This window comes from Pseudomonas azerbaijanoccidentalis, from assembly GCF_019145495.1.
GTDB classification, from domain to species: Bacteria; Pseudomonadota; Gammaproteobacteria; order Pseudomonadales; family Pseudomonadaceae; genus Aquipseudomonas; species Aquipseudomonas azerbaijanoccidentalis.
Genome location: NZ_JAHSTU010000001.1, coordinates 86,994 through 112,545 on the forward strand (window position 1 = coordinate 86,994; position 25,552 = coordinate 112,545).

General features: G+C 58.6%; 32 protein-coding genes. 30 read left to right on the forward strand and 2 right to left on the reverse strand.

Annotated features, from left to right (window positions below; all coding sequences use genetic code 11):
- The 19 genes from KVG88_RS00455 (at window position 1) to KVG88_RS00545 (ending at window position 15,638) form a co-directional block, all read left to right on the forward strand.
- Window positions 1-1,488: a terminase large subunit gene (locus KVG88_RS00455; RefSeq protein WP_217869939.1), complete on the forward strand. Its 1,488-nt coding sequence runs from the start codon at window positions 1-3 to the stop codon at window positions 1,486-1,488.
- Window positions 1,488-2,948, forward strand: coding sequence for a DUF4055 domain-containing protein (locus KVG88_RS00460; protein WP_217869940.1), 1,461 nt, complete (start codon window positions 1,488-1,490; stop codon window positions 2,946-2,948). Before KVG88_RS00455 ends, KVG88_RS00460 begins: the two co-directional genes overlap by 1 nt.
- The gene (locus KVG88_RS00465) at window positions 2,923-4,011 is read left to right on the forward strand and encodes a minor capsid protein (protein ID WP_217869941.1); all 1,089 of its coding nucleotides are present in this window, start codon (window positions 2,923-2,925) and stop codon (window positions 4,009-4,011) included. Before KVG88_RS00460 ends, KVG88_RS00465 begins: the two co-directional genes overlap by 26 nt.
- 24 nt (window positions 4,012-4,035) lie before the next feature.
- Window positions 4,036-4,647 carry a hypothetical protein gene (locus KVG88_RS00470; RefSeq protein ID WP_217869942.1) on the forward strand — a complete coding sequence of 204 codons (612 nt, stop codon included), beginning with the start codon at window positions 4,036-4,038 and terminating at the stop codon, window positions 4,645-4,647.
- A gap of 91 nt (window positions 4,648-4,738) precedes the next feature.
- The gene (locus tag KVG88_RS00475; protein WP_217869943.1) at window positions 4,739-4,897 is read left to right on the forward strand and encodes a hypothetical protein; all 159 of its coding nucleotides are present in this window, start codon (window positions 4,739-4,741) and stop codon (window positions 4,895-4,897) included.
- A 143-nt stretch (window positions 4,898-5,040) separates the two neighbouring features.
- On the forward strand, window positions 5,041-5,751 hold the full coding sequence (locus tag KVG88_RS00480) for a hypothetical protein (protein ID WP_217869944.1): 711 nt from the start codon (window positions 5,041-5,043) through the stop codon (window positions 5,749-5,751).
- A gap of 10 nt (window positions 5,752-5,761) precedes the next feature.
- Window positions 5,762-6,730 carry a major capsid protein gene (locus tag KVG88_RS00485; RefSeq protein ID WP_130931603.1) on the forward strand — a complete coding sequence of 323 codons (969 nt, stop codon included), beginning with the start codon at window positions 5,762-5,764 and terminating at the stop codon, window positions 6,728-6,730.
- Between the two features lie 50 nt (window positions 6,731-6,780).
- On the forward strand, window positions 6,781-7,365 hold the full coding sequence (locus KVG88_RS00490) for a hypothetical protein (protein ID WP_217869945.1): 585 nt from the start codon (window positions 6,781-6,783) through the stop codon (window positions 7,363-7,365).
- A gap of 57 nt (window positions 7,366-7,422) precedes the next feature.
- On the forward strand, window positions 7,423-7,926 hold the full coding sequence (locus KVG88_RS00495; protein ID WP_217869946.1) for a DnaT-like ssDNA-binding protein: 504 nt from the start codon (window positions 7,423-7,425) through the stop codon (window positions 7,924-7,926).
- Window positions 7,927-7,943: 17 nt separating this feature from the next.
- Window positions 7,944-8,315 (forward strand): hypothetical protein, encoded by a 372-nt coding sequence (locus tag KVG88_RS00500; protein WP_217869947.1) that lies wholly within the window; start codon window positions 7,944-7,946, stop codon window positions 8,313-8,315.
- On the forward strand, window positions 8,312-8,908 hold the full coding sequence (locus KVG88_RS00505; protein WP_217869948.1) for a hypothetical protein: 597 nt from the start codon (window positions 8,312-8,314) through the stop codon (window positions 8,906-8,908). Before KVG88_RS00500 ends, KVG88_RS00505 begins: the two co-directional genes overlap by 4 nt.
- Window positions 8,905-9,324, forward strand: coding sequence for a phage tail terminator-like protein (locus KVG88_RS00510; RefSeq protein ID WP_217869949.1), 420 nt, complete (start codon window positions 8,905-8,907; stop codon window positions 9,322-9,324). Before KVG88_RS00505 ends, KVG88_RS00510 begins: the two co-directional genes overlap by 4 nt.
- A gap of 71 nt (window positions 9,325-9,395) precedes the next feature.
- Complete coding sequence (locus KVG88_RS00515) at window positions 9,396-10,049, forward strand: phage tail protein (RefSeq protein ID WP_217869950.1); 654 nt, start codon at window positions 9,396-9,398, stop codon at window positions 10,047-10,049.
- A gap of 3 nt (window positions 10,050-10,052) precedes the next feature.
- A complete protein-coding gene (locus KVG88_RS00520) occupies window positions 10,053-10,436 on the forward strand; it encodes a phage tail assembly chaperone (RefSeq protein ID WP_217869951.1) in 384 nt (127 codons plus the stop codon).
- 62 nt (window positions 10,437-10,498) lie between these two features.
- Window positions 10,499-10,759, forward strand: coding sequence for a DUF1799 domain-containing protein (locus KVG88_RS00525; RefSeq protein ID WP_225933864.1), 261 nt, complete (start codon window positions 10,499-10,501; stop codon window positions 10,757-10,759).
- 27 nt (window positions 10,760-10,786) lie between these two features.
- Complete coding sequence (locus KVG88_RS00530) at window positions 10,787-13,774, forward strand: phage tail tape measure protein (RefSeq protein ID WP_217869952.1); 2,988 nt, start codon at window positions 10,787-10,789, stop codon at window positions 13,772-13,774.
- Window positions 13,774-14,112, forward strand: a complete 339-nt coding sequence (locus tag KVG88_RS00535; protein WP_217869953.1) for a phage tail protein — start codon at window positions 13,774-13,776, stop codon at window positions 14,110-14,112. Before KVG88_RS00530 ends, KVG88_RS00535 begins: the two co-directional genes overlap by 1 nt.
- Before the next feature lie 9 nt (window positions 14,113-14,121).
- The gene (locus tag KVG88_RS00540) at window positions 14,122-14,871 is read left to right on the forward strand and encodes a phage minor tail protein L (protein ID WP_217869954.1); all 750 of its coding nucleotides are present in this window, start codon (window positions 14,122-14,124) and stop codon (window positions 14,869-14,871) included.
- Window positions 14,872-14,873: 2 nt separating this feature from the next.
- Window positions 14,874-15,638 carry a C40 family peptidase gene (locus KVG88_RS00545; protein ID WP_217869955.1) on the forward strand — a complete coding sequence of 255 codons (765 nt, stop codon included), beginning with the start codon at window positions 14,874-14,876 and terminating at the stop codon, window positions 15,636-15,638.
- Between the two features lie 110 nt (window positions 15,639-15,748).
- On the opposite strand, the gene KVG88_RS00550 is transcribed toward KVG88_RS00545, so the two are convergent.
- Window positions 15,749-16,072 carry a hypothetical protein gene (locus KVG88_RS00550; RefSeq protein ID WP_217869956.1) on the reverse strand — a complete coding sequence of 108 codons (324 nt, stop codon included), beginning with the start codon at window positions 16,070-16,072 and terminating at the stop codon, window positions 15,749-15,751.
- Window positions 16,073-16,163: 91 nt separating this feature from the next.
- A complete protein-coding gene (locus KVG88_RS00555) occupies window positions 16,164-16,517 on the reverse strand; it encodes a hypothetical protein (RefSeq protein WP_217869957.1) in 354 nt (117 codons plus the stop codon).
- Window positions 16,518-16,741: 224 nt separating this feature from the next.
- Here KVG88_RS00555 and KVG88_RS00560 point away from each other — a divergent pair, with 224 nt between their 5' ends.
- Genes KVG88_RS00560 through KVG88_RS00610 form a run of 11 tightly spaced genes read left to right on the forward strand, consistent with a single transcriptional unit; the run spans window position 16,742 to window position 25,551 of the window.
- Window positions 16,742-17,089 carry a hypothetical protein gene (locus tag KVG88_RS00560; RefSeq protein WP_217869958.1) on the forward strand — a complete coding sequence of 116 codons (348 nt, stop codon included), beginning with the start codon at window positions 16,742-16,744 and terminating at the stop codon, window positions 17,087-17,089.
- 54 nt (window positions 17,090-17,143) lie between these two features.
- Window positions 17,144-17,740 (forward strand): tail assembly protein, encoded by a 597-nt coding sequence (locus tag KVG88_RS00565; protein ID WP_217869959.1) that lies wholly within the window; start codon window positions 17,144-17,146, stop codon window positions 17,738-17,740.
- 57 nt (window positions 17,741-17,797) lie between these two features.
- The gene (locus KVG88_RS00570; protein WP_217869960.1) at window positions 17,798-21,361 is read left to right on the forward strand and encodes a TipJ family phage tail tip protein; all 3,564 of its coding nucleotides are present in this window, start codon (window positions 17,798-17,800) and stop codon (window positions 21,359-21,361) included.
- 15 nt (window positions 21,362-21,376) lie between these two features.
- The gene (locus KVG88_RS00575) at window positions 21,377-21,688 is read left to right on the forward strand and encodes a hypothetical protein (RefSeq protein ID WP_217870830.1); all 312 of its coding nucleotides are present in this window, start codon (window positions 21,377-21,379) and stop codon (window positions 21,686-21,688) included.
- The gene (locus KVG88_RS00580; protein WP_217869961.1) at window positions 21,688-22,365 is read left to right on the forward strand and encodes a hypothetical protein; all 678 of its coding nucleotides are present in this window, start codon (window positions 21,688-21,690) and stop codon (window positions 22,363-22,365) included. The genes KVG88_RS00575 and KVG88_RS00580 overlap by 1 nt, the downstream gene beginning before the upstream one ends.
- A gap of 25 nt (window positions 22,366-22,390) precedes the next feature.
- The gene (locus tag KVG88_RS30990; protein ID WP_225933830.1) at window positions 22,391-23,632 is read left to right on the forward strand and encodes a phage tail protein; all 1,242 of its coding nucleotides are present in this window, start codon (window positions 22,391-22,393) and stop codon (window positions 23,630-23,632) included.
- Complete coding sequence (locus KVG88_RS00590) at window positions 23,632-23,979, forward strand: hypothetical protein (RefSeq protein ID WP_217869962.1); 348 nt, start codon at window positions 23,632-23,634, stop codon at window positions 23,977-23,979. Before KVG88_RS30990 ends, KVG88_RS00590 begins: the two co-directional genes overlap by 1 nt.
- On the forward strand, window positions 23,969-24,250 hold the full coding sequence (locus KVG88_RS00595) for a hypothetical protein (protein ID WP_217869963.1): 282 nt from the start codon (window positions 23,969-23,971) through the stop codon (window positions 24,248-24,250). The genes KVG88_RS00590 and KVG88_RS00595 overlap by 11 nt, the downstream gene beginning before the upstream one ends.
- A 58-nt stretch (window positions 24,251-24,308) precedes the next feature.
- Window positions 24,309-24,734: a cell wall hydrolase gene (locus KVG88_RS00600; RefSeq protein WP_217869964.1), complete on the forward strand. Its 426-nt coding sequence runs from the start codon at window positions 24,309-24,311 to the stop codon at window positions 24,732-24,734.
- Window positions 24,731-25,042 carry a ubiquitination-like system serine protease family protein gene (locus KVG88_RS00605; RefSeq protein ID WP_217869965.1) on the forward strand — a complete coding sequence of 104 codons (312 nt, stop codon included), beginning with the start codon at window positions 24,731-24,733 and terminating at the stop codon, window positions 25,040-25,042. The genes KVG88_RS00600 and KVG88_RS00605 overlap by 4 nt, the downstream gene beginning before the upstream one ends.
- Window positions 25,039-25,551: a lysis system spanin subunit gene (locus tag KVG88_RS00610; protein WP_217869966.1), complete on the forward strand. Its 513-nt coding sequence runs from the start codon at window positions 25,039-25,041 to the stop codon at window positions 25,549-25,551. The genes KVG88_RS00605 and KVG88_RS00610 overlap by 4 nt, the downstream gene beginning before the upstream one ends.
- The last annotated feature ends 1 nt before the right edge of the window (window position 25,552 follow it).

The window sequence follows — 25,552 nt, forward strand, 5'->3', positions numbered from 1 at the left end:
ATGAAGCCCGAGCACATGAAGCTGCTCCGGGATCGATTCTGGCGACTGAATAACCTCTACTTCATCACCGACAAGCAGGGGAAGAAGGTTCGCTTCCGCATGACGCAGGAGCAGATCGATTACTTCCAGGGGATGCACACTCGAAACATTATCCTCAAGGCGCGGCAGCTGGGCTTTACGACTCTGGTCTGCATCGTCCAGCTGGACGCTGCGCTGTTCGAAGCTGCTAAGTGCGCGCTGATCGCTCACACCCTGAACGACGCCAAGAGGCTGTTCCGGGAGAAGGTCAAACACGCCTACGACAATCTGCCCAAGGAGATCAGGGCAGCCAACCCGGCACGCAACGACGCTGCCGGGGAGTTGGTGTTCAGCAAAGGCGGCTCACTGTATGTCTCGACCTCATTCCGCGGCGGTACGCTGCGTTACTTGCACGTTTCCGAATTCGGGAAGATCTGCGCCAAATTCCCACACAAGGCGCGTGAGATCGTCACCGGCGCCTTCGAAGCCGTGGCCGCTGAATGCTTCGTCACCATCGAGTCGACAGCAGAAGGTCGGGCTGGATACTTCTTCGACTACAGCCAGTCTGCCGAGAGGCAGCAAATGGCCGGCGTGCCCCTGGGTCTGCTGGACTGGAAGTTCTTTTTCTTCAGCTGGTGGCGCAACCCGCTGTACTGGCTGGATTCGACCGACGTCGTCATCCCGGACCGGCTGACCAAGTACTTCGACGACCTGGTCGCCAAGCATGGCATCGTCACAAACCCAGGCCAGCGCGCCTGGTACAGCGCCAAGGAAAAGACCCTCGGCGAAGACATGAAGCGCGAATACCCATCGATACCTGCCGAAGCATTCCAGCAGACGATCGATGGTGCCTACTACGCCAAGCAATTCACCAAGCTGTATGCGGCCCAGCGCATCGGCAAGCTGCCAGACAACAGCCACTTGCCGGTTCACACGTTCTGGGACATCGGCGTCGGCGACTCCACGGCAATCTGGTTCGTCCGCATCGTTGGCGACGAATACCACGTCATCGACTTCTACCAGAACAGCGGGGAAGGCCTGCGGCACTACATGAAGGTGCTTAAGGATCGAGGTTACACCTACGCAGAGCACTGGGGTCCGCACGACATCGACAACCGGGAATTCGGCAGCGATGGCAAGACCCGCCGAGAGCTCGCCCGAGAGGGCTACGAGATCGACGGTCAGCGCTATTCGATGACGTTCCAGGTGGTGCCGAAGCTCGGTATCGACGAAGGCATCGAGCAGGCCCGCGAGATCCTTCCTAAATGCGCTTTCGACGAAGCCAAGTGCGAGGAAGGCATCACCGCCTTGGAGAGTTACCGCAAGGAGTGGGACGACAAGCGTGGGTGCTGGAAGGACAAACCCCTTCACGATTGGTCCTCTCACCCGGCCGATGCATTCCGGTACTTCGCTGTCGCCCAAAGCGCAAGGAAGCCGGTCAAATCAATCAAAATGGGATTCGCACGCTAATGGCAGACGTCACCTACACCCGCCCGGAATACGACGCGGCACAGTCCCGTTGGCGGCTGGTGCGCGACGTGTGCAAGGGTTCCGAAACAGTCAAAGCTCGCGGCGATGTCTATCTGCCGAAGCCGAATCCGCACGATACTAGCCAGGAGAACGTCGAGCGGTACAAGGGGTACAAGCAGCGCGCCGTGTTCTACAACGCCACCGGCCGGACGAAACACAGCCTAGTGGGCGCAGTGTTCCGGACCTGGCCAACGCTGACTGTCCCCGTGGCTCTCGACTATGTATCGAAAGACATTGATGGGCAGGGCGTGAGCATCTACCAGCAGTCGCAGTCGGTTATAGGGCATTTGCTCGAAGTTGGGCGCCACGGGCTGCTGGTGGATTACGCCGCTGTGAAGGCCGGCACCGTGAGCAAGGCCGATGAGCAGGCAGGCCGTGCCCGGGCGAGTGTCGCCAGCTACCCGGCCGAGTCCATCAGGAACTGGAAGACTCGCAAGGTCGGTGGTCAGCACCTGCTGAGCCTGGTTGTGTTGCGCGAAGAGGTGGACATCGATACCGATGACGGCTTCGGCAGTGAGCGGGTCGTACAATATCGGGTGCTGCGCCTAGACGTTTCCGGCGTATACACGCAGGAAGTCTGGCAAGAGGGCAGCAGCGAAACTGCGATGATCACTCCGCCTTTCACGCCATTGAATGGTCTTGGGCAACCGTGGAAGTTGATCCCGTTCCAGTTCCTGGGCAGCGAAAACAACGACACCAGCATCGACGACTCGCCGCTGTACGACATGGCTGTGCTCAACATCGGCCACTACTGCAACAGTGCGGACTACGAGGACTCGGTGTGGTTCTCCGGACAGCCACAATTCTGGATATCCGGGCTTGATGAAGCCTGGCGCGATCACTTGGAAGCGAACGGTATCTATGTTGGCTCTCGGGCGCCCCTGACGCTCCCGGCCAACGGTTCGTGCGGCTTTGCTCAGCCTGAACCGAACACTCTCGTCAAGGAGGCCATGGACGCCAAGAAAGAGGACATGGTTTCGCTCGGCGCCCGGTTGATCGAACGTGGCAGCGCAGTGAAAACAGCGACTCAGGCTGACAACGATAGCGCCGCCGAGCATAGCGTCCTGTCGCTTGTAGTGAGCAACGTCAGCGAGGCATACAGCCAGTGCCTGATCTGGATGGCCGAGTTCGTAAATGCCCCGGGCGAACCCCTCTACAAACTCAATCAGGACTTCAGCCAGATCACCCTGGACGCGACGATCCTTTCGGCACTGTTCAATGCAGTGCAGGGCGGCAAGCTGCCGGCGGGCGACTTCTGGCAGTACCTGCGCGATCGTGGGGTTATCGATCCAGAAAAGACCGACGACCAGATCCGCGATGAACTGGAAACCGAGAATCCCGGTCCCGACCTGGATGACGACGAGGTAATCCCGAATGGCGGCAAACCAAGCGATCCTTGATGCCACGATTCGGCACGCCGTCTTCCTCGAGCAACTGAAGTCGGGGGAGGTGGCGAAGTTCGGGCCTTTTCTCAAAGAGATCGACCGCTCGATTCGTGAGCGGCTGACCCGGGTCGACCTGACGGATTACACCGTCGCTCGGCTGGAGAGGCTGCTGAGCGAAGTCGACAGCCTGTTGCTGGGCATTTTCGATCGGTACAGCGAGAAGCTGAACCTCGACCTGGTGGATATCGCCAACTACGAGGCCGAGTTTGAAGCAACCAGCCTGACCCGGGCAGCACCGGTGGGTGTTTCGTTCGACGCCGCGGTGCCGGGTGCCGCCGCGATTCGGGCAGCCATTCTCACCAATCCGCTCAGCGTGCGCGGTGTGGACGGCGGGAAGCTGCTCGAATCGTTTATTGAGGGATTCACCAGTACCGAGCGGCAACACCTCACAGGCGCGATCCGGCAGGGCTTCTTCGAAGGCCAGACCAACTTCCAGATCATCAAGAACATTCGCGGTACCAAGGCGCTGAAGTACAACGACGGCATACTGGCCACGACCAACCGGAACGCCGGTGCGATCGTACGGACAGCGGTGCAGCACGTCGCTACCCAGGCGCGCATGGAGACGCTGAAAGAGAACTCAGATGTCGTTCAATCGGTGGAGTGGGTCAGCACCCTAGACACAAAGACGACCAGCCAGTGCCGAACGCTCGACAAGCGCCGGTTCAAACTGACCGAGGGGCCGCGGCCGCCGATTCACATTAACTGTCGCTCGACAGTTGTTGCGGTGACGCGCTTCAGTGCTTTGTTCGCCAAGGATGCCACCCGGGCATCCATCGGTGACGGTGGCGCCCAGCAGGTGAGGGCAGATCTCAGCTACTACGACTGGCTCAAGCAGCAGCCGGCGGCGTTTCAGGATAGGGCTATCGGCCCGGTTCGGGCGAAGCTGTTCCGTGAAGGTGGTCTGAGCGTCGAGCGTTTCGCTGAGCTGCAGCTTGATCGCAACTTTGCGCCTCTGACCCTTGTTCAAATGAAGGCTCTTGAACCGCTGGCTTTTGAACGTGCCGGGTTGCTATAAAGCCCCCATTAATTTGGAGGTGGCATGAAATATCTACTGCTGATAGTGGCCTTTATTGCCTGCATTCTCTGTGGGTTTGCTGGTTTAACCATGGGAGTCAATCTCAATCCAGCCACTACTACGCGATATGTTCCAAATTGGGGGAGTATCGGTGATTGGGTTTCTGGTCTCGGAGCTTTGCTCGCTGTTGGAGTTGCTCTTTGGCAGTCCTATATTCAGCGCAAAGAGGATGTTGAGGACCTTGTAATAAATCAGGCTCAGGGAAATGATCGGTGGAGAGTATCGGTCGTGTCAAAAGGCAAAAGACCTGCACGGGTGCAATGGATCGGATTTTACTCCCGTGAGATTGATACGATTTTGCCAATCAAGAGTTTTGTGTTTCATGGTGACGATGCATCATTGCCTCAAACGCTCAGCTACGCGGAAGACATTCAATTCGTGACTCGCCCAGACTTATTCCTGGATCTTGCGATAAACGCGGTTGTCACATTTGATGATTCGCTGAAGGATCTAGAGATTCACGTCAAGACGACGCTAGGTGTATTTAGAGCCCCTGTCCTTGAAGAAACAAAAGACGCATTTCGTGCTGCAATAAAGAAGCAGCATGATGATTACGTGAATGCAGTTGTTGTTTGAAGAATCTCAGCGTCAAGCTGTCGGGTGATCGTTGACTGAGCACGGGGATCTGCATATACAGTCCGTTCTTTCTTTTTTTTTTTGGTAAGTCATGAGCGAAGAACGAGACATCCCCGAGCCAGAACACGACCACCTGCTCGATCATGAATTCCACGATGACGAGTCATGGGTTGAAGAAGACGCTCAAGCAGCTTTTGACGAAGAAGACAATGACGTTGATTTTCTTGATCAGATCGATCAGGAGGAATGACCCGAAGGGTCTACATGTTTCAAATCAAGCCCTGGCATCCGCCGGGGTTTTTTTATGCCAACGATTTAAACAGGCCTCGTCAATGACGGGGCTTTTTCATATCTGCGGGCAGGGCCTGCAAATCGTCTCTGGGAGACAAAAAAATGGGTTTGAAATATCAGCTGGACACTCTGGATGGTCTCGAAGACTCCGTTAAATCGCTCTACACCGAGAAGGAAGGAAAGTTTGTCCTCGGTATTGAAGGCCTGCCGCAACCAGAAGACGTATCTGGCCTGAAATCCAAGGTCCAAGAGTTGCTGGACGAGAAGAAGGCCGCCGACAAGGCGCGCAAGGATGCTGAAGAGCAGGCCCGACTCGATCGCGAGGAAGCCGCTCGCAAGTCTGGCAACGTCGAAGAGCTCGAACGATCCTGGACTGAAAAATACAACCGCCGCGAAGCTGAGCTGAACGGCATGTTGGAGCAGGAGCGTGGAACGCTGAGCGGACAGATCCGGGATCTGACCGTTGGCCGTACCGCTACCGATATCGCGTCCGCCCTGGCAATCCCGGGCAGCGCCAAAGCCCTGTTGCCGCATATCGAGCGCCGCCTTGGCGTCGAGCAGCGCGACGGGAAGCCTGTTGTGGTCGTCCTCGATCCGCAGGGCAAGCTCTCGGCGGCAACGCTGGATGAGCTGAAAGCAGAATTCGCAAACGACACGGCGTTCGCGCCGTTGATCGCGGGTAGCAAGGCATCGGGCGGCGGGGCTGCTGGTGCTGGAGGTGGCGGCGGGGCCGCAAAAGGAAAAATCGGCGGCACCAAAGAGGAACGCACGGCTGCAATCGCGAGCCGGTTCCCGGATCTCCCTCAATCGTAAGGAATAACTCATGTCCCTGTCGCAAATGCAGGTTTTCAACGAATACATCATGCCGGCGACTCTCGAGACGCTGGATCAGTACCTCGCCGCTTTCAACGCCGCAAGCCGCGGTGCAATCGTGCTGTCCCCGGACGGCTTCACGGGCGACTTCCTCCAAGAGTCGTTCTTCCAGACCTTGGCGGCAGCCCAGCGCCGCGTGGACCGTTACAGCGCAAACGCCGCAGTCGCTGCCACCGACCTGACCGAGCTGAAGAACACTTCGGTGAAGGTAGCCGGCGGCTTCGGTCCGATCCGCTACGAGCCATCGCAGATGACCTGGCTGGAACGCCCAACTGCGCAGGGCGTCGAAGTGGCGAGCCGCGCATTCGCTGAGATCCTGCTCAAGGACCAGCTGAACACTGCAATCGCTGCACTGGTTGCCGCGATCACCGCTCAGGCCGCAGCTGTCAACGATGTGTCGGCTACCGCAGGCATCACCTACGCCGGTCTGAACAACGCCCATGCGAAGTTCGGCGACGCAAGCCAGAACCTTGTAACCCAGGTGATGCAGGGCACCAGCTACCACAAGTTGGTCGGCCAGAACCTGGCAAACCAGCAACAGCTGTTCCAGGCGGGCAATGTTCGCGTCGTGGACATCCTCGGCAAGATTTCCGTGGTGACGGACGCCCCTGCGCTGATGCAGGCCGGTACCCCAAACAAGGAAATCATTCTGTCCCTGGTGCAGGGCGCGGCGTTGGTGCACGACGGTCGCGACATCATCAGCAACGTCCAGACCACCAACGGCAAGGAGCGTATCGAAACCACGCTCCAAACCGATTACACCTTCGGCCTGGGCTTGAAGGGTTATACCTGGGACACCACCACCGGTGGCAAGTCGCCAACCGACGCCGAACTGGCGACCGGTACCAACTGGGACAAGACTGCCACCAGCATCAAGCACACCGCCGGTGTCGCTCTGATCGGTGACGCTTCCAAGTAACTCCTGAATGTTGAGCCGGGCGACGTGCCCGGTTCAACGAGGTAATGATCATGAGCCAAAAAAATATCTGGTACTTGCCCGGTCCATTCCACCAGTACCAGGAAGATGTGAAGGCGCTGGCCAAGGAAAACGGTCTGCGCATTGTCGACGCGAACGCCACCGGAAGCCGCGAGGATGAGGCTGACGATGTTCCGGAGGTGACGGTTCGACAGGTTGAGTCGGCGCCGGTAATGCTGATCGACGGCCAGGGTGGTGTCGATGGTGCTGCGCTGCAGGAGCTCATCGACAAGTTATATGCTGAGCGCGATGGCATCGTGCTGCTGATCGAAGCGGCCGAAGGCCTGTCGGAGCTGGAACATCCGGGTGCTGGCGAATTACCGATCCGCTTGTTCGATGCGCTGAAAGCCTTCCACGAAGGTGTCGTCACCATCGAGGGTGAACGCGATACTCTGGCGGGCGAGGTCGAATTGCTCCGCGCTGAAGTCGAACGCCTCAAGTCGGCAGTGGAGCCCGTCGACAATGCCGAAAAGATCGCAAGCCTCAAGGCGCAGCTCGACGCTGCCAACGTGACGTATCGGGCGAATGCTTCGGTAGAATCACTGGAAAAGGCAGTTGCCGATCTGCCAAGGGCTTAATAATACGGGTGCCAGGGTTTGGGGCGTCCGAATCCAACCCATACAGCGAGCTGATTCATGACTCTCATCATTGAGGACGGTACCGGCAAGCATGACGCCGAAAGCTACGCATCCGCCGAGGATCTGACGTTTTACGCGGTGAAGTTCGGCGTCGTCATTCCTGCGGAAGAGCCTGCGCAAGAAGCGCTGCTGCGCCGGGCCGCCTTGGCGATGGATGGCAAAAGCTGGAAGGGGCGCAAGACCAACAGCGAACAAGCCCTGGCCTGGCCGCGCCGCGGTGTTGAACTCGATCAGGAGATCAAACCCGACAACTACCTGCCGGCGCGAATCCAGTACGGCCAGATGGCCCTGGCTGCCGAGATTCATCAGGACGACATCGATCCGATTGAGAAGCGTAAAGGAGCGGTAACGCTTGAGCGCGTCGAGGGCGCGGTAACTCGCGAGTACGCGACGATCCCGAACACCAGCGGCCGACTGTTGCCCGCGGCGCCGGATCGGCCGAGCGCCACGCAGTTTGCCGACTATCTACAGAAACGAGGGCTATTCGCGGTGCGCGCATAGCCGAACTGGAGACCACCATGGCCACCTTCTACGACGAAATGGCCGTGATGGCTCTGGAGATGATCACAGAGTTCGGCCAGCCCGTGACCATCCGGGCATTTACTGTCGGCGAGTACGACCCGGAAACTGGTACCGCACCGCCCGACACGATCACAGAGCAGACTGCCCAAGGCATCCTGCTCGACTTCACAGGTCAAGAATTCCAGAACAACAGCCTGATCAAGCAGGGCGATAAGAAGCTGAAGATCGCCGCGCAGGGACTTGAGTGGGCGCCTGACCTGCTGAACAAAATCATCGTTCAAGGCCACACCTGGTCAATCGTCCCGCCGCTGAAAGAGATCAACCCCGCTGGCACGCCGATTCTGTATGAACTGCAGGTGAGATCGTGAGCCGGGCCGGTGCCGGACAGTCCGGAAGTTTCGCCCTGAGCCTTGCCGAGTTCGCGGCCCAGGCAACGGAAGCCATCGACGCGAGCCTGCGCGAAATCATTATCGAGATCGGCAGTAGCGTCATCCGCATGTCGCCGGTGGGTAACCCGGAGATCTGGGCGCAGAACACCGTGGCCCGCCAGTACAACAAAGCGGTCGACGATCACAACAGCAGTCTCCGCAGCGATCCCGCCAACCTGACTAAGGCAGGCCGACTCAAGCCTGGCCGTAAGCTGAACGATGGAATGGATATCGTCGCGCCAGAAGGCTATGTCGGCGGGCGGTTCCGGGCCAACTGGCACCTTTCGATTGATGTCGTCGAGAACGTCACATTTGACGAGGTTGACCCCGGTGGCCAGGAGACGATTGCCGCGTTGGTTTCAGCCGTGAGCGACTTCACTGCCGGGCAGACCGCGTACCTCATCAACAACCTGCCGTACGCGATTCCGCTCGAGTTCGGACATTCGACCCAGGCCCCCGGCGGCATGGTCCGTATCACCGTGGCCCGCTTCCAGCAGATCGTGCAGGAGGCCATCAGGAACAACCAGGTATGAGCCACAACATCATCGCCTCGATCTATGAGGCCAAGCTGATCAATTGGGCAAAAGCCTTGCCGGTACCGCTAAAGGTCGTCGTCGAGAACGAGGCCTACACGCCCGCGAACGGCGCCACTTACCTGAAGGCATTCACGCTACCGGCTGACACCGCGAGCAACACGCTCGCTGGTGATCACAAGCTGTTCACCGGAGTGTTTCAGGTCAGCATCGTGACACCGTCCGGCAAGTTCCGTGGCGCGGCAGGCGCGATAGCCGACCAGATTGCCGCTTTGTTCCCTCTGTACGAGCGAATCACGAAAGGCACGCTCACCGTGGTGACCATGAGCCCGGTGGACCCTGGCCCTGGTATCGCTGACGACACCACCTACACGGTGCCGGTGTCTTTCATGTACCGCGCTGACACCACACCCTAATCCGCCCGTTGGGCAAACCCAGAACCCGCCGCTGAGCGGGTTTTGTCATTTCTGCACAGAGGAAACACCCGATGAGCGCCATTCTCCCCAACGGCTCCATTCTCGAAATCGCCGGGACTTTCAGCACTGCGAAGCCGGTCACCGCAATCACCAACGCCAATCCGGCGGTCGCCACGGCTGCGGCTCACGGCCTGGCTGACGGTGACGTCATCGTCGTCGCGTCCGGCTGGACCCGTCTGAACGACAAAGTCGCGCGCGTGGCTGAGTCGGACACCGGCACCTTCGAGCTCGAAGGCATCAACACCACCAACGCTGTTGTGTACACCGCCGGTGCTGGCGCAGGATCGGTGCGCGCTGCCAGCGGCTGGGCTCAGATCAGCCAGATCACCGACAGCACCAGTTCCGGTGGCGACCAGCAGTTCACCACTTTCGGCTTCCTCGAAGAGTCGGACGACCGCCAGCTGCCGACCACGAAGTCGCCGATCAGCATGACCATCACCGTGGCGGATGATCCTGATCTGCCGTATGTGGCAGTGGTGGAAGCAGCCGACGACGATCGTGCGCCGCGTGTGCTGCGTCTGACCCTGCCGAATGGCTCCGTGATCTACTACAACGCGTATGTGTCGATCACGTCGACTCCGACGCTGTCCCGCAACAACATCATGACCCGAACCATCACCCTGTCCCTGGCTGCACGCCCAACCCGCTATGCGGCAGCGGTGTAATCCATGGCTAAATTCTCGATTGCACCAAAGCCCACGTTTACCGTGGAAGTGGCAATCCCCCAGGTCGGCGGCAGGCCGGCCATGGTCCCGTTCACGTTCAAATACCGTGATCGCACGGAATTGGCCGAACTGTTCGACGCCTGGAAGGAAAAGGCCGAGGCCATCGGTGAGCGCTTCAAGGGTACCGAGCCGACGCTGTCCGAAGTCACGGCGGCCGAGGTTGAGCAGGGTGTGGCCCAGATCAAGGATCTTGTCGTGTCGTGGGGCTTTGGCGACAAATTCAACGACGAGTCGATCACTGCCCTGGTGAAAAGCTGCATTGGTGTCTCTGACGCTGTAGTGAAGGCTTACAGCGATGCATTCGGCAATGCCCGCTTGGGAAACTGACGGCCGCCGCCCGGGCGCTGTATGAGCCCGGGCCATCGGAATCGGCCCTGGCTGCCTTCGGGCTGACCAAGGCGGATATTCCTGGCGTGGAATACGAGATCTGGCCGGATGGCTGGCTCTCGTTCCTCGTCATGGATGCCATGGGCACTCAATGGCGAACCGGCGCGTGCGGCGCAACAGGTCTTGACTACGGGGTGCTGCCAAACGTGATGCGGCTCGTCGGCGTTCCGGCGAAGGATCGCCCCCGCGTTTTTCAGGACATCCGCGTCATGGAGTCGGAAGCCATCGCGGTCATGGCTGAGGCACGCGATAACAGCCCGTAAAAACGGGCACTTATTCAAGGTGAGTCGATGAACATTGCAGAACTCGGCATCAAGGTCGATTCGGCTGATGCCGCCAACGCTGCGAACGATCTCGACAAGTTGACCAAGGCCGGTGATCGCGCTGAACAGTCCGCCGTTGGCCTGATGAAAGAGATGGAGGCGCTGGAGAAGTCGCTGTCGAAGGGCGCGACCACCACGCAGGAGCTGGCCAAGCAGCGCGAGAGCCTGGCGAAACTCACTCAAACCGGCGCATACGGTGAAGCTGAATTCACCAAAATCAGTGCGCAGCTCGACAAGCAACAGGTCGCCCTGGCCAAGTCCACCATGGACGAGCAGAAGGCTTTGAACAGCCTGCTGGGGGCAATTGACCCGGCCCGGGCAGCTATGGCCAAACTGGATGGTCAGGTTGAGCAACTGGGCAAGCATCTGGATGCTGGTCGCATCAGTCAGGACCAGTACAACAGCGCACTGAGCAAGATCGACAAGGACTACGACAAGCTCAACAAAACCGCCACCGGCTTCGACAAGTTGCGCCTCGGGACCCGCCAGGCGCAGGAAAATGTCGTTCAGCTCGGCAACGCGCTGTCGTCTGGCGATTGGGGTAGCGGTGTTCGTGCCGTTGCGCAACTGGGCGCGGGCGCGGGCGCCTCTGCCGCCGGACTTCTCGCCATCCTTGCACCTATCGCCCTGGCTACTGCCGCTGTGGGTGGCTTGGCTGTCGCCTACTACAAGGGCAGCAAAGAGCAGGACGCCTACAACAAATCCCTGATCCTCACCGGCAACTATGCCGGTGTGAGCGCTGCGCAGTTGGGCGACATGGCGCGCCAGGTGAGCGCCACGGTAGGCACCACCGGGCAGGCGGCCGAAGTGCTCGCACTACTGGCGGGAAACGGGAAGATCGCCGGCGAGAGCTTCGCCGAAATTACCCAGGCTGTCGTGTCGATGCAGGAGGCCACAGGCAAGGCAGTCAGCGAAACGGTCGCTGAGTTTTCCAAGCTGGCTGATGATCCGGTCAAAGCATCTGCTGCGCTGAATGAGCAATACCACTACCTGACGGCCTCGGTTTACTCGCAGATCGCGGCCCTGGAAGAGCAGGGCGACCACGCAGGGGCGGTCAAGCTCGCGACGGAGCAGTACGCCGACGCGATTAATGATCGAACCCCCAAAATTCTGGAAAACCTGAGCTATTGGGAGAAAGGCTACAACTTGGTAGCCCGCGCAGCGGACAGGCTGAAAGATATTGGTCGGCCTAATCTGGATCTCGATATTTTCTTCGCGCAGCGGAGTTTAGATAACGCGAAAGCAGGAAATGTTGGGCTGTTCCAGGACAAACAGGTCATGGTGGAGTACTACCAAGACCAGCTCAACATGCTGGAGGATCAGAAGGCCGCGGCTGCTGATATTGCCAAGTGGGAAGGCGAACAGGCGAAGGCGCAGCAAAGCGCAGTCGTAGCGATGTCCAAAGTGGACGCCATCACTAAGTCCTCACTGACCAACGAGCAAAAGCGCGCCGAGGCAATCAAGGATTACAAGAAAAGCCTGGACGATATCCGCAAGGTCGATCCGAACGACTCCCGGCTTGATCCAGCTGCGGTTGCCAAGAACATCGCGAACATCTACGACAAGTTCAAGGATCCGAAGGTCGCTGCGGGCAGTGTCGACACTACCGGCTTCAACAACGCGAAGAACGCACTGGCCGAAACCCTGGCCTACTACAAAAACGCCGACAAGGAGTTGGAAGCATCCCAGCGCGCCGGCGTGATCAGCCAGGCCAGTTACACCGAGCAGCGGATCAGCCTGTTGAAGCAGCAGGCCGACGAAGTCGCCCAGGGCTACCAGGCGGAGATCGATGCGCTTGAAGCTGCCAAGGCGAAGAAGGGCACCACTGGTGCCCAGATCATCCAGATTGATCAGAAGATCGCCGACGCCCGAACCGCAATGGTCAAGGCTCAGCAGGACAGCGACAGCGAACTGGCAGTCATTGCAACGAACGAAGAGGGGCGATTGCGCAAGCAGACGCTGGCCGTCAACACGTACACCAGCGCTTTGCAGCAGCAGGTCGACACGCTTCGTCAGCAGGGCCTGCGCGCAGCATCGAGCCTCGGCCAGGGAGACCGGCAACGCGGGCTGACGGATCAGCAAAACGGAATCGACGACCGCTTCAATCAGCAGCGCCTGGAACTGGCCAATCAATACGGCGACGGCTCGCGCGGCATGAGCCTCGACGAGTACACCCAGAAGCTGGCAGCGCTGAAAGCCACTCAGCAGGGTCTGCATGACACGGTGCGGGCCAACTACGACGACATGACGGATGCCCAAGGCGACTGGAGTGCCGGCGCGTCGTCGGCTTGGCAGAACTACCTGGAGTCGGCACGGGATGTTGCGGGGCAAACGAAGAGCCTGTTCACCAACGCCTTCAGCTCGATGGAGGACGCAATCGTCAACTTCGCCATGACCGGGAAGCTGTCGTTTGCCGACTTCACGAAGTCGATCCTCGCAGACATGGCGCGAATCGCCACACGGCAGGCCAGTTCTGCGCTGCTGGGCAGCCTGGTCGGCGCGGCAACCGGTTACTTCGCCGGCAGTGGTTCGTCGCCGTCGTCAGCAGGGTCTACTCAGGGTGGCTACTCCAATGTCGATTTCTCTGGTTATCGCGCTGCTGGCGGCCCAGTCGCAGCCAACTCCTTGTACGAGGTCAACGAACTCGGTCCGGAGCTCTACAACGAGGGCGGCCGATCATTTCTCATGACCGGTGCGAACGGCGGTAGCGTCACTCCGCTCACTTCCGGCGCACGTATTGCGGCAATGAGTGGTGGTGGCGGAGAAGGTGGAATCAGCATCAACGCGCCGGTCAGCGTCGTTACCCAAGATCGAAGCTCTGAAGGGATGCAACTCGATCAGCAGGCGCTGACACAAAACCTTCAAACGCAGATGAAGGCCGCAGCCGAAAAAGCTGTGGCCGAATCATGGCGGCCAGGTGGTACCAGCTTCCGTAACGTCAATGGGAGGGCCTGATGGCAATCGAGACATTCACCTGGCCAACAGAACGCGGGAGTTCACCCGAGATTACCTATCGGGTGCGCACCTCAAAGTTCGGTGGCGGCTACAAGCAGGAAGTAGGTGATGGGCCGAACAACAAGGAAGACTCCTACCCAGTCACCTACAGCGGCCCGCAGGCCAAAGTACTGGAGATCATGGAGTTCCTTGACCGTCACGCTGGTGCGAAAGCCTTCCTTTGGACGACGCCATTGGGTCAGCTCGGCTTGTTCAGCTGCAAGAATCCCGTGCCCACCCCGGTGGGCGGCGGCGTTTTCAAACTCACCGCCACGTTCGAGCGTGCATTCCATCCATAAGGGGCAACCATGCCGCTGATTAGTGACATCCAGGTGCTTGAGCCTGGCAGTGAAGTCTTGCTCTTTGAATTGGACGGCACGGACTACGGGGCGGATATTCTGCGTTTTCATGGGCATGCAATACCGCACTCGGCGGCAGAGTTGATCGCTGCTGGCGCTGATGCCGACCAGTTGCCGGCGAAGGCGATCTACTGGCAGGGCAATGAATACAGCGCCTGGCCGATGCAGATCGATGGCATCGAGGCGAACGGCGACGGCACCGCGGTTCGGCCGACACTGTCTGTGGGCAACGTCAACGGGCGCATCACCGCGCTTTGCCTGGCCTTCGAGGATCTGCTCGAATTCAAGCTGACGATGCGGCACACGCTCGGCACCTACCTTGACGCGGCGAACTTCCCGGCCGGCAACCCAGCGGCCGACCCAACCCAAGAGACGATCGAGGTCTGGTACATCGACCAGAAAATGAACGAGGACGGGGAGAACGTCAGTTGGGAGTTGGCCAGCCCTGGCGATGTCGGTAATGAGTCAATCGGCCGGCAAGCCACAACGCTGTGCCATTGGTGTCTTATCGGCGGATATCGCGGACCGAACTGCGGCTACACCGGCCCGTACGTCACGAAGGACGGCGTCATCACCGACAACCCTGAACTGGACCAATGTGACGCCACGCTTGGAAAGGGCTGCATCCCGCGCTTCGGCGAGGGTAACCCGCTGCCGTTCGGTGGCTTCCCGGCTGTTTCTCTGATTGCCAGGAGTTGACCATGCGCAAGCACATCTTGAACGCCATCCAGGCGCACGCGGCGGCCGAGTACCCGAAAGAGTGCTGCGGGCTGCTGCTGTCGGTCGGACGAAAACAGCACTACTTCCCGTGCCGCAACGTTTCCAGCGAGCCGAACGAAGAATTTCGGATCGATCCGGAGGAATACGCCGCGGCCGAGGATATAGGCGAAGTGATCGGCGTCGTGCACTCGCACCCAGATGCAACCAGCCGACCTTCACCGCGCGACCTGGCTATGTGCGAAGCGACGGCCATCCCGTGGCATATCCTGAGTTGGCCGGAGGGCGATCTGCGCACCATTGTCCCGACCGGAGACGTCCCGCTTCTGAAACGTCCGTTCGTACATGGTGCGTGGGACTGCTGGCAGGTCTGCGCCGATTGGTACAAGCGCGAGTGGGGGCTGGAGTTCGAAGCCTTCAAGCGCGCCGACGGCTGGTGGGAGAGCAAGGACAACACCAGTCTGTACGAGGCCAACCACGAGGCCGCCGGCTTTTACCGCGTTGACCAGCCGCAGCGCGGCGACATGATCGTGATGGAAGTAGGGCGGACGGTTCACCCGAACCATGCCGGGATATTTCTTGGCGACGATCCGGCACTACCGGGTGAGGATGCCGCAACGTTTGGCCCAGGCCCGTTCCTGCTGCACCACCTGTACGGACGGCCGTCAGAGGTCATCGTCTTCGGCGGTCCGTGGCTCGACCGTACGCGCCTGATACTCAGGCACATAAATGCGCAACCACTTACATGATGCGGCGTGGCCGCTGGAGTGTGTCATGAGTCAAATTATTCGCCATGCAACGGCCGGTCTTGTAGATCCCTTCCCTGGAAATCGTGACGCAGGGAAGGTATTGGATTGGCTCAGTCGCCAGATTTCTCAGACGAAACTGGGGAAAGACCTGTTAGCAGAGCTTCAAGAGGAGCATGGTAAATCGAGTCGCCGCCTTTGAATTTTGGTTGTTCTGGAAGTTTGGACTTCAGCACTTCAACCAATTCAATCATTTTATTGCGCTTATCAAATCCGGTGGCTGCTAGGGAAACTCCGATTGCGGTCAGCGCAGCGAGAGTACCAGCCTCAAACGGTGTGATAACGTGATCGCCGCTGCTCGCCTCTACCTTCTTTTCGACTGATTTCAGTCGCTCATCAAGACTTTGCATGCTAATTCCAGCAGTGTTTTCGCTCACATTGACCTCCAGGTCATAAACGCGCCGAAATTGGCGCTACCCCAGTCCTTGGGCTTGCAGGCAAAGGACTGGGAATCCTTCAATTCGTTTTTTAGCGAACCGGGTAAACACCAGACAAAAGAAATTGAGCTAACGCATATGGTCGCTCTTCTTTCTTCTGGTAAATATCCAAGTACTCCTGCGCACCGTCGACCCGTCCAGCAAGGCATTCAGCGTGCTGAATATGGTTTCGAATCATGCTGAAGTTTTCATTGCCCATGCGCTCGCTGAGAAATGCTGCAGCGAAACCCTGGCGAATGTGCGCATCGTATTCTTCCCCAGAAACCTTTCCGTTTTTTGCTACCTCTATTGCTGCTTGGTAAACCCCAAAGCAGTAGCCAAGCGCATAGTAGGTGTGACTTCTGGCGTAGAACTCCTTGAGTGCACCGCCAAGTTCGAATTGCATATGTATGATTCTGGTGCCTAGCTCAATGCTTTCAACTCGCGACTTTTCTTCCGACTTACCCTTACTAAACCAACCCATGGTCTGCCTCGGCGCGATTACTGTTTGATGGGGAGTGGCACAAAGCTACCTTTGCGGGCACCCAATACGCCACTGGCCTTTCATCCACACTGGATGCCTGGACAGTGCCAAGCTACAGTGCACCATTTCCCACAGGAGTGACCTGCATGAAATTGATCGTAGGAGCGTTGGCGGTAGCGCTGTTGGCGGGGTGCACAACTCCTTCTGACCTTATGAAAGAGGCGCCCGAGCTGTCAGCGAACACCAAAAAAGACCCGAAGACTTATGCGCTTTGTGTTTACCCGTCATGGCAAGACTATAGATCCAGCGCAGTTATGAGTGAGACATCAGCAGGCTACAGGCTCGTTGCCGGCAACGATATGAATGGTCAGACCGATGATGTTTTGGATATCAGGAAAATCAAAGGTGGGTCTGCTGTGAAGCTTTATCAGCGCATGGCCTGGCAACAATTGGGCAGAGCCGAGCTTAAAAAATCTTTTAATAGCTGCCTCTAAAGTCGGAAATTCAAAGACCGCCTTCGGGCGGTTTTTTTACGTCTGGAGAAAAACATGACTACGACATCCGCTAGCGATCAGACAATGACCACCATTTTGCTGTCTGGCCCACTGATCAAGCTTTTTGGGCGAATTCATTATCGACAGCTTGGCACCAAATCAGTCGGAGAGGCTTTCAAGGCACTCAAATGCACGCTCGATGGATTTGAGGCGGCGATAAAAAATCTTGAACGTCGCGGCATGCGCTTTGCGATTTTCCGAAATCGGAAGAACGCGCCGGAAAAGGATTTTTCTCTAGGCGGTACTCAAGAGATTCGTATTGTTCCAGTGATTGGCGGTAGCAAGCGCGCTGGATTTCTCCAAACGGTCATTGGCGCAGTGCTGATTGCGGCATCTTTCATCCCTTTACCTGGTTTTCAAGCGCTACTCCCTGTTGGCATTGCGCTCGTTGCCGGCGGCGTAATCCAAATGCTCAGCCCGCAGGCATCAGGACTCAAACAGAGCGCATCCCCCGAAAACTCCCCGTCCTACGCATTCGGTAGCGCCAAGAACACCACGGCCAGCGGCAATCCTGTTCCGATCTGCATCGGCGAGCGGCGGTGGGGTGGAATGATCATCTCGGCTTCGATCCTGGCCGAAGACAAAGCGTAATCAGAGCGCAATGCACAGACCGCCCGCGAGGCGGTTTTTTAATGCCTGGAGGAAAGCATGGGCGCAGCACTACAGATGGACATCCATGGCGAGAAAGGCGGCAGTAGCAAGCCGAAGTCGCCTTCCGAAGCCAGCGACAGCCTGCGCTCGACCAACCTGGCAAAGCTCCTGATCGCCGTGGGCGAGGGCGAGTTCGACAGCGTCCCGACCGATTACGACATCTGCCTGGACAACACGCCGATCCGTGATGCCAGCGGTAACTACAACTTCCCCAATGTGAAGTGGGACTGGCGCCCAGGATCGGTTGATCAGACCTATATCCCAGGCATCCCGGCAGTCGAGAACGAGACCTCGCTGAACGTCGAGTTGCGCAGCGATGCACCGTGGGTGCGCTCAATCACCAATACCCAGTTGTCGGCCGTACGCATGCGTCTGGCTTGGCCAGCGTTACAACGGTCAGACGACGAGGGCAACGTTGGCGGTTATCGCATCGAGTACGCCATCGACGTGGCCACCGATGGCGGTGCCTACCAGCAGGTGTTGGTCGATGCTGTCGACGGCAAGACCACGACGCGTTACGAGCGCTCGCGCCGCATTGATCTGCCTGACGCCACTACCGGCTGGCAGATCCGCGTGCGCCGCCTGACGCCCAACCAGAACACCAATAAGATCGCCGATACCATGCTGGTGGCCGGTTATACAGAAGTCATCGACGCCAAGCTGCGCTACCCGAACACTGCGTTGCTCTACATCGAATTCGATGCCGAGCAGTTCACCAACATCCCGGCTGTCACCGTGAAGTGCAAGGCGCGGCGCTGGATGGTGCCGAGCAATTATGACCCGATCCTGCGCACGTACACCGGTACTTGGGACGGTTCGATGAAGTCGGCGTGGACCAACAACCCGGCGTGGATCACCTACGGCGTGTGCACCAACGATATGTTCGGCCTGGGCAAGCGCATCAAGTCGTTCATGGTCGATAAGTGGGAGCTGTACCGCATCGCCCAATACTGCGACCAGCTGGTGCCGAACGGTCTCGGCGGCGTTGAACCGCGCTTTCTGTGTGACATGAACCTGCAGGGCAAGGCTGATGCCTGGTCACTGTTGCGCGATATCTCGGCAATTTACCGGGGCATGACGTATTGGGCGCAGGGCCAGCTGGTGATGCAAGCGGACATGCCGCGTGCGCAGGACTTCGACTACGTATTTACCCGGTCGAACGTCATCGACGGCAAATTCTCCTACGGCAGCGCCTCGGCGAAAACTCGCTACACCCGGGCGCTGGTCAGCTACGACAACCCGGCCAACAACTACGACACCGACGTCATTCCGTTCGCCGACCTGGATCTGCAGCGCCGTTATGGTGACCGCCCGACCGAGCTCAGTGCCATTGGCTGTACGCGAGCGTCCGAGGCCCAGCGCCGCGGGAAGTGGGCGATCCTCAGCAACAATCAGGACCGCACCGTCACCTTCAAGACTGGCATGGAAGGCGTGATTCCACTGCCGGGGCACATCATTCCGGTGGCGGATTCGCTGCTGGCTGGTCGTGAAGTGGGCGGCCGGATCTCGGCGGCGGCAGGGCGCGTGATTACGCTCGATCGCGACACGCAAGCAAAGGCAGGTGATCGCCTGATCATTAACTTGCCGGGCGGGCGCGCCGAAGGTCGGACCGTGCAGAGCGTGAGCGGCCGAGCCATCACCGTAACGGTGGCCTACGGCGAACCGCCGGTAGCGCAGTTGCAATGGGCGCTCGATGCGGATGACCTCGCCATCCCGCTGTACCGGGTTCTGCGCACCAAGCGCACCACCGAAGGCGACTATGAAATCAGCGCGCTGCAGTTCGAGCCGAGCAAGTTTGCTTTCATCGACACTGGCGCACGCCTGGAAGAGCGCCCGATCAGCGTCATTCCGATCACCGTGGTTCCGGCGCCGGCGAGCGTGTCGCTGTCGTCGACTTCTTCGGTGGTGCAGGGGCTGGCCGTGGCCACCATGACTATCAGCTGGCCCGCCGTAAATGGCGCGGTCGGTTATGACGTGGAATGGCGCAAGGACAGTGGCAACTGGATCAAGCTCCAACGCACCGGCGGTACGAACGTGGACGTGGTCGGTATTTACGCCGGTGCCTACGTGGCCCGCGTCCGGGCGGTGAGCGCCTTCGACATCTCGTCGATCTGGCGCAACTCGATCCTGACCAATCTCAGCGGCAAGCAGGGTCTTCCGCCAGCGGTGTCATACCTCACGGCCACGCCGCTGCTGTTCGGTATCTACCTGAAGTGGGGATTCCCGGCTGGCGCCGAGGACACCCAGCGCACTGAGATCTGGTACGGGCCAACCACAGACCTTGAGGCGGCGAGCAAGCTGACGGACCTAGCTTACCCTCAGAGCGACTTCTCGATGCTTGGCCTGCGGGCTGGCGTGACCTTTTACTTCTGGGCGCGCCTGGTGGACCGGATCGGCAACATCGGTCCGTGGTATCCGATTGGGATGGGTGTCCAGGGTCAATCAAGTGCAGACGCTGCGGCGATTCTGGAAATGATCGCCGGCGAGATTGGCCGCACGGAACTGGGGCAGGACATCCTCGACGAGATTGACAAAATCCCGGGGCTTCAGGCGCAGATCGATGCGCTGGACGGCCTCAAGGCGTATGACCCGGACGCAACGTACGAAGAGTACGACCTGGTCGTCGTCGGCAAGCGGATCTATCAAGCAACCGGTGACGTTCCGCTCAACACGCCGCCGCCTAACCCGGCTTACTGGCTCGACGTTGGCCAGACGGTGGAGACGGCCAATGGCTTGGCACAGCAGGTGGCGACCAACACGGCGGATATCACCGAGATCGACGGCGTGGTTACAGCCCAGGCGACTGCGTTTGAGGCGTTGCGTGCATCCTTTCGTGATGACGACGGGGAGGGCGACCTCGCCGATGCACTGAAGGGTTGGAGCAGCACAGCGGCGATCGCGAACGAAGAGAAAGTACGGGCTTCGGAAAACCTCGCCAGCGCACAGAAGATCACAACGCTGACTGCCGCTGTGGGCGAGAACGAGGCAAGCGTCACCGATCTTCGGCAGGTTGTGGCCACGGACAAGGAAGCCACCGCTACGGCGATCACACAGTTGACCGCTACGGTGGGCGAAAACACTTCAGCCATTCAGGAAACCTCTGAAGCCTTTGCTGACCTGGACGGCAACCTGAGCACGATGTGGTCGGTGAAAATGTCGGTTACTGCTAATGGGCAGTATGTCGCGGCAGGCATTGGACTTGGGATCGAGAACGTGGGCGGGGTGTTCCAAAGCCAGTTTTTGGTGGCAGCGGACCGATTCGCCATCGTCAACACCATCGCCGGCGGTGCCATTGCTGTTCCTTTCGCGGTACAGGGTGGCCAGGTGTTCATCAACTCGGCCTTTATTGCTGACGGCACCATCACCAACGCCAAGATCGGCAGTTACATCAGTTCGACCAACTACATCGCCGGCACGCAGGGCTGGATTCTCAACAAGGACGGAACGCTCGAAATCAATGGCATCGTTCCCGGTCAGGGCCGCTTGGTTATCAACTCACTGAACGTCTCGGTCTACGACGTCAATGGTGTGCTGCGCGTCCGTCTTGGTTATCTGGGGTGATAAATGGCATATGGAATGCGGGTCTGGGGCGCCGACGGCGCGCTTCAGCTCGACGAGAACTCTTTCACCATGCGGGTGGTTCTGTCGACGCTGGTCACCTTCCCAAACAACAACAAAGCGAATCAGGATTTCTCTGTCCCCGGAAGCGACGCCTCCAATTCGGTGGCGATCGTGATTCCCGTCGGCCCCTACGATGAAGGTAGCGCTCGTCAATTCGAAACTGAAATGTTGTCGGGGGTTGCGCGTGTTTACAATCACACACGCACGTTCGAGGCCAGTCTTTCCACCAGCGGGACCATGCGACTGATGGTCATAAGGTTTGCCTGATGAGCTTTGGACTTACCTTCATCAACAACAGTAACCAGGTTGTGATCGATTCAGAATTTGCGCGCCTCAATGTCATTTGCAGTGGACGTTACGCGCCGACTCAAGAATCAGGGCTGGGATCGACAACCTATTTCCCTCGCGTCATCACCAGTCAGGAGCCGCCATTGGTTTTCTGTCGGCCTGACACCGGCGGGATCGGTGGGCTTACGGCCATGCAGGTGATTGGTTCGGCAGGTAACTGGGTGGGGTTCTATGTCAGAGCTTATGACGTGAACACCAACCAACCCAATGGCCGTTACTTCGCTGCGACGTTCGGCGCTCAGGCGGTCTCGACTTATGGCATGCGGCTATGGGATGGATCGGGCAAGTTATTGTTCGACTCCGGCACAGCTAATGCCCTATTCACAAGGGCATTCCAGAACTGGGCCTATGTGCGTTCCGAAACATCAGCTACGGGAAGTACCCGAAGTTTTTACACCGTTAGCTTCAACTTCCCAGAGAACGAATATCTTCTGATCAACACATTCGGCATGAATATGTTGACCGGGTCCCCTGGCGGTCGAATGGTTAAAACCCTCTGGGACTTCAGCGCTGGGACGCTCTATGCCGTGACAGATGGGTTCTCCAATCCGTTTGCCTTTTTCATGCCGGCCGTGTTCGCAAAGCTCGCCGTCTAAACCAATTCAATAAAGGAAGTAGTCCATGCCCTGGTACAAATCAGGAACGGTCTCTGTCGCCTTGAATTCGAATGCCGTGATCGGCACTGGTACCGCATTTATTGCCAACGGTCGTGTCGGCGATGCCTTCCGCGGTCCCGATGGTGGATGGTACGAGATCACAAATATCGCGAGCGATACGGCAATGTCGATCTCTCCGAATTACCAAGGTGTGACGAACGCTGGCGGGGTGTACGCGCTGGCACCAATGCAAGGCTACGTGAAGGATTCAGCCGATGCGCTTCGTGCGCTGGTGAATCAGTTCGGTGGTGTGCTTGCGGTGCTTGGAACGGATCCGACACTGGCCGGCGTACGAGATGCGCTCAATCTCACCACTACAGACGGTTTATCGGAAGGCACAACCAACCTGTATTTCACCGCCGCCCGTGCGATTGCTTCGGCCCTAACCGGCTTTGTCACTACAACCAATTCGCCGGTGGTTGCGACCGATTCGATTGTTGTGGCCGCAGGCAAACTGCAGGCGCAGGTCGCATCTGCGCTGCCCAAGGCTGGCGGCACCTTGACAGGGCCAATCAACGACGCACCCGCTCAGACGATTGCCTCTGCCGCAACCGTCGATATTGGCGCCTCAACCTCAAATGTAGTTGCCATCAGTGGTACGACTACCATTACAGGGTTTGGCACCATTGAGGCCGGAGCTCGGCGGACGGTTAGATTTCTCGGTTCGTTACTGCTGACCCATAACGCGACTTCTCTAATCCTGCCAGGACAGGCAACTATCGCCACGGCAGCGAATGACGTTGCGGTCATGCTCAGCTTGGGCGGCGGTAACTGGATGTGTGTAGATTATGAGCGCGCAAACGGTAAGCCTGTGGCGTTCGCATTTGATCGGTCAAGCGTCGTCGGCACGGTCTCGCAAACTTCTGGACTGCCGACCGGGGCAATCGTTGAGCGAGGCTCTAACACTAACGGAAACTTTGTGAAGTACGCAGATGGGACAATGATTTGCTGGTACTACACATCTGTCTCGTACGCGCTCTCAACGCCCTACGGATCGCAGTTCATCAGCGCGTCACTGAGTTATCCATTCCCTGTCGGCTTCGTCGGGGTTCCGATGGTTGTTCCATCAGCTATTACAACCCCGCAAGTCGTATGGGCCGCAATCGAGGGCAGCGCAAGCGCGTCAGCGATGACCATGCGGTTAATTGGCGTAATAAACGGTGCCACTTCATACGCGGGTTACATCGCAATTGGGAGATGGTTCTAATGCTTATCAATCTTTCTCCGCAACGTCGGGACGACACATTAGAGGTCGTCAAGGCTGGCAACGTTCTGTCAGTCAACGGCAAAGACTTCGACTTTTCTCCGATGGGCGAGGGCGACACGTTGCCAGCGTCTGCCATTTCGTCCATCTGGTTCTTCGATAAAGTCGACCGAATAAACGGCGAGTTGGTGCTCACTCTTTATCTGCCCCTGCCATACAACTATAGCCATGAGCAGGCGTTTCCGGTGCCATTGGAAAGTGTTCCAGATGGACCGGTGGCTTTTCCGCTACCACTGCCAGTTGATCATGAAGCTGAGTTGGAACAAGAGGGTGCGCAGAATGAGCGGTAATATTGACTGGTCTCAATTAATAACAAAGGCAGCGAAGGACGCAGAGGTGGCCGCCGCCGAGCGAGCCGCCGCTGTTCAAATTGAGGACGCATGGCGCCTCAAGGAGACTGCATTTATCGCCGATCAGCTCATCGGCATTGAGGACGGCGACCCAGCTGCACTGCCAGGAACAGAGGCGGAGTGGCGGGCTTACCGGACCAAGGTTCGTAACTGGAAAGAAGGCGCGCAGTTCTTTCCAGACCTGACGCATCGCCCGATTCGCCCTGCATAAACAATCCGCTGCTGTAGGCCCGCCATCGAGCGGGTATTTTTTTGCCCGGAGAAAAGTGATGACCGTTCCTGAAAAAGACCGCGATATCCTCGCCCGCACGCTGTGGGGTGAGGCCCGAGGCGAATCATTGGCTGGCCTGCTCGCCGTGGCCTGGACCATCCGCAACCGAGTGGACGACGGCAAAGCCAAGTCGTGGTGGGGAGAGGGGTATGCCGGTGTGTGCCAGAAGCCGTACCAGTTCAGCTGCTGGAACAAGACCGACCCGAACTATCAGTTCCTGATCGGCGTGAAGCAGATCCTATTCCGCGAACTGGCCCAAGCGCGCATCGCTGCTGACCAGGTGATCGACGGCAAGGTGCCCGATCCCACCGGCGGGGCGACGCACTACTACGCTCTGTCCATGAAGAAGCCACCAGCTTGGGCGGCTAATGCAAAGCAGACCCTCAAGCTCGGCGGGCACGTCTTCTTCAAGGATGTGCCATGACAGCCTTCCGCAGACTTTCTCGTTCGCTGGCCACGACTGAAGAGGGAAGCTTGTGGTTCGAGTGCCCGGGTTGCGAGATGGTGCATCGGATCATGCACGGCACTGGTCCGGGACCGCGCTGGGGCTGGAACGGGAATTTAGAAAGCCCAACTTTCACGCCTTCGGTTTTGGTGCGCTATTCATGGTCTGACGGTGAACGGGTGTGCCATTCGTTCGTCACCGACGGGCGTATCCAGTTTCTGGGCGACTGCACCCATACCCTTGCTGGGCAGACGGTTGACCTTCCGCCTTGGGAGGACGAGCCATGACACCAACGTCTATGAAGCTGGCGCTGGTCGGCGTGCTGGCATTGCTGCTGCTCACCGCCGTCGGTGTGTGGAAAGTGCAGGACTGGCGCTACGGCAAGCAGCTCGCCGAGCAAGCCGGCCTGCATCAGGGCGACCTCACCAGCATCAGTGACGCAGCCGCCGCCCAGGTGCGCGCCGATCAGGACAAGAGACTCGCGCTCGAGCAGCGCCTGGCGGCCAGCGACCAATCCCATCATGAGACTTTGACCAATGCCCAAAAAGACCAGGCTCGCCTGCGCGATCGCCTTGCCACTTCTGATCTGCGGTTGTCAGTCATCCTCGACCAGGGTTCAGCCGGTGGCTGTTCAGTGCCTGCCGCCACCGGCGCCGGCGGCGTGGTTCATGGAGCCGATCGTGCCGAACTTGACCCAGCGCATGCTCAACGAATTGTCGCCATCACCGATGAAGGCGACCGAGGACTGATCGCGTTGGCTGCGTGCCAGGCTTACGTGCGGGCTGTAACGCACTGAT

Excerpts from the sequence above, each read along its gene's own strand:
- KVG88_RS00500 (WP_217869947.1), top strand. The coding sequence starts at position 7,944 with ATGGCCACCTTCTACGACGAAATGGCCGTGATGGCTCTGGAGATGATC.
- KVG88_RS00595 (WP_217869963.1), top strand. The coding sequence starts at position 23,969 with ATGAGCGGTAATATTGACTGGTCTCAATTAATAACAAAGGCAGCGAAG.
- KVG88_RS00600 (WP_217869964.1), top strand. The coding sequence starts at position 24,309 with ATGACCGTTCCTGAAAAAGACCGCGATATCCTCGCCCGCACGCTGTGG.
- KVG88_RS00545 (WP_217869955.1), top strand. The coding sequence starts at position 14,874 with ATGCGCAAGCACATCTTGAACGCCATCCAGGCGCACGCGGCGGCCGAG.
- KVG88_RS00590 (WP_217869962.1), top strand. The coding sequence starts at position 23,632 with ATGCTTATCAATCTTTCTCCGCAACGTCGGGACGACACATTAGAGGTC.
- KVG88_RS00560 (WP_217869958.1), top strand. The coding sequence starts at position 16,742 with ATGAAATTGATCGTAGGAGCGTTGGCGGTAGCGCTGTTGGCGGGGTGC.
- KVG88_RS00495 (WP_217869946.1), top strand. The coding sequence starts at position 7,423 with ATGACTCTCATCATTGAGGACGGTACCGGCAAGCATGACGCCGAAAGC.
- KVG88_RS00575 (WP_217870830.1), top strand. The coding sequence starts at position 21,377 with ATGCGGGTCTGGGGCGCCGACGGCGCGCTTCAGCTCGACGAGAACTCT.
- KVG88_RS00520 (WP_217869951.1), top strand. The coding sequence starts at position 10,053 with ATGGCTAAATTCTCGATTGCACCAAAGCCCACGTTTACCGTGGAAGTG.
- KVG88_RS00565 (WP_217869959.1), top strand. The coding sequence starts at position 17,144 with ATGACTACGACATCCGCTAGCGATCAGACAATGACCACCATTTTGCTG.
- KVG88_RS00465 (WP_217869941.1), top strand. The coding sequence starts at position 2,923 with ATGGCGGCAAACCAAGCGATCCTTGATGCCACGATTCGGCACGCCGTC.
- KVG88_RS00455 (WP_217869939.1), top strand. The coding sequence starts at position 1 with ATGAAGCCCGAGCACATGAAGCTGCTCCGGGATCGATTCTGGCGACTG.
- KVG88_RS00530 (WP_217869952.1), top strand. The coding sequence starts at position 10,787 with ATGAACATTGCAGAACTCGGCATCAAGGTCGATTCGGCTGATGCCGCC.
- KVG88_RS00610 (WP_217869966.1), top strand. The coding sequence starts at position 25,039 with ATGACACCAACGTCTATGAAGCTGGCGCTGGTCGGCGTGCTGGCATTG.
- KVG88_RS00475 (WP_217869943.1), top strand. The coding sequence starts at position 4,739 with ATGAGCGAAGAACGAGACATCCCCGAGCCAGAACACGACCACCTGCTC.
- KVG88_RS00480 (WP_217869944.1), top strand. The coding sequence starts at position 5,041 with ATGGGTTTGAAATATCAGCTGGACACTCTGGATGGTCTCGAAGACTCC.
- KVG88_RS00570 (WP_217869960.1), top strand. The coding sequence starts at position 17,798 with ATGGGCGCAGCACTACAGATGGACATCCATGGCGAGAAAGGCGGCAGT.
- KVG88_RS00510 (WP_217869949.1), top strand. The coding sequence starts at position 8,905 with ATGAGCCACAACATCATCGCCTCGATCTATGAGGCCAAGCTGATCAAT.
- KVG88_RS00515 (WP_217869950.1), top strand. The coding sequence starts at position 9,396 with ATGAGCGCCATTCTCCCCAACGGCTCCATTCTCGAAATCGCCGGGACT.
- KVG88_RS00460 (WP_217869940.1), top strand. The coding sequence starts at position 1,488 with ATGGCAGACGTCACCTACACCCGCCCGGAATACGACGCGGCACAGTCC.
- KVG88_RS00535 (WP_217869953.1), top strand. The coding sequence starts at position 13,774 with ATGGCAATCGAGACATTCACCTGGCCAACAGAACGCGGGAGTTCACCC.
- KVG88_RS00605 (WP_217869965.1), top strand. The coding sequence starts at position 24,731 with ATGACAGCCTTCCGCAGACTTTCTCGTTCGCTGGCCACGACTGAAGAG.
- KVG88_RS30990 (WP_225933830.1), top strand. The coding sequence starts at position 22,391 with ATGCCCTGGTACAAATCAGGAACGGTCTCTGTCGCCTTGAATTCGAAT.
- KVG88_RS00540 (WP_217869954.1), top strand. The coding sequence starts at position 14,122 with ATGCCGCTGATTAGTGACATCCAGGTGCTTGAGCCTGGCAGTGAAGTC.
- KVG88_RS00470 (WP_217869942.1), top strand. The coding sequence starts at position 4,036 with ATGAAATATCTACTGCTGATAGTGGCCTTTATTGCCTGCATTCTCTGT.
- KVG88_RS00580 (WP_217869961.1), top strand. The coding sequence starts at position 21,688 with ATGAGCTTTGGACTTACCTTCATCAACAACAGTAACCAGGTTGTGATC.
- KVG88_RS00485 (WP_130931603.1), top strand. The coding sequence starts at position 5,762 with ATGTCCCTGTCGCAAATGCAGGTTTTCAACGAATACATCATGCCGGCG.
- KVG88_RS00555 (WP_217869957.1), bottom strand. The coding sequence starts at position 16,517 with ATGCAATTCGAACTTGGCGGTGCACTCAAGGAGTTCTACGCCAGAAGT.
- KVG88_RS00490 (WP_217869945.1), top strand. The coding sequence starts at position 6,781 with ATGAGCCAAAAAAATATCTGGTACTTGCCCGGTCCATTCCACCAGTAC.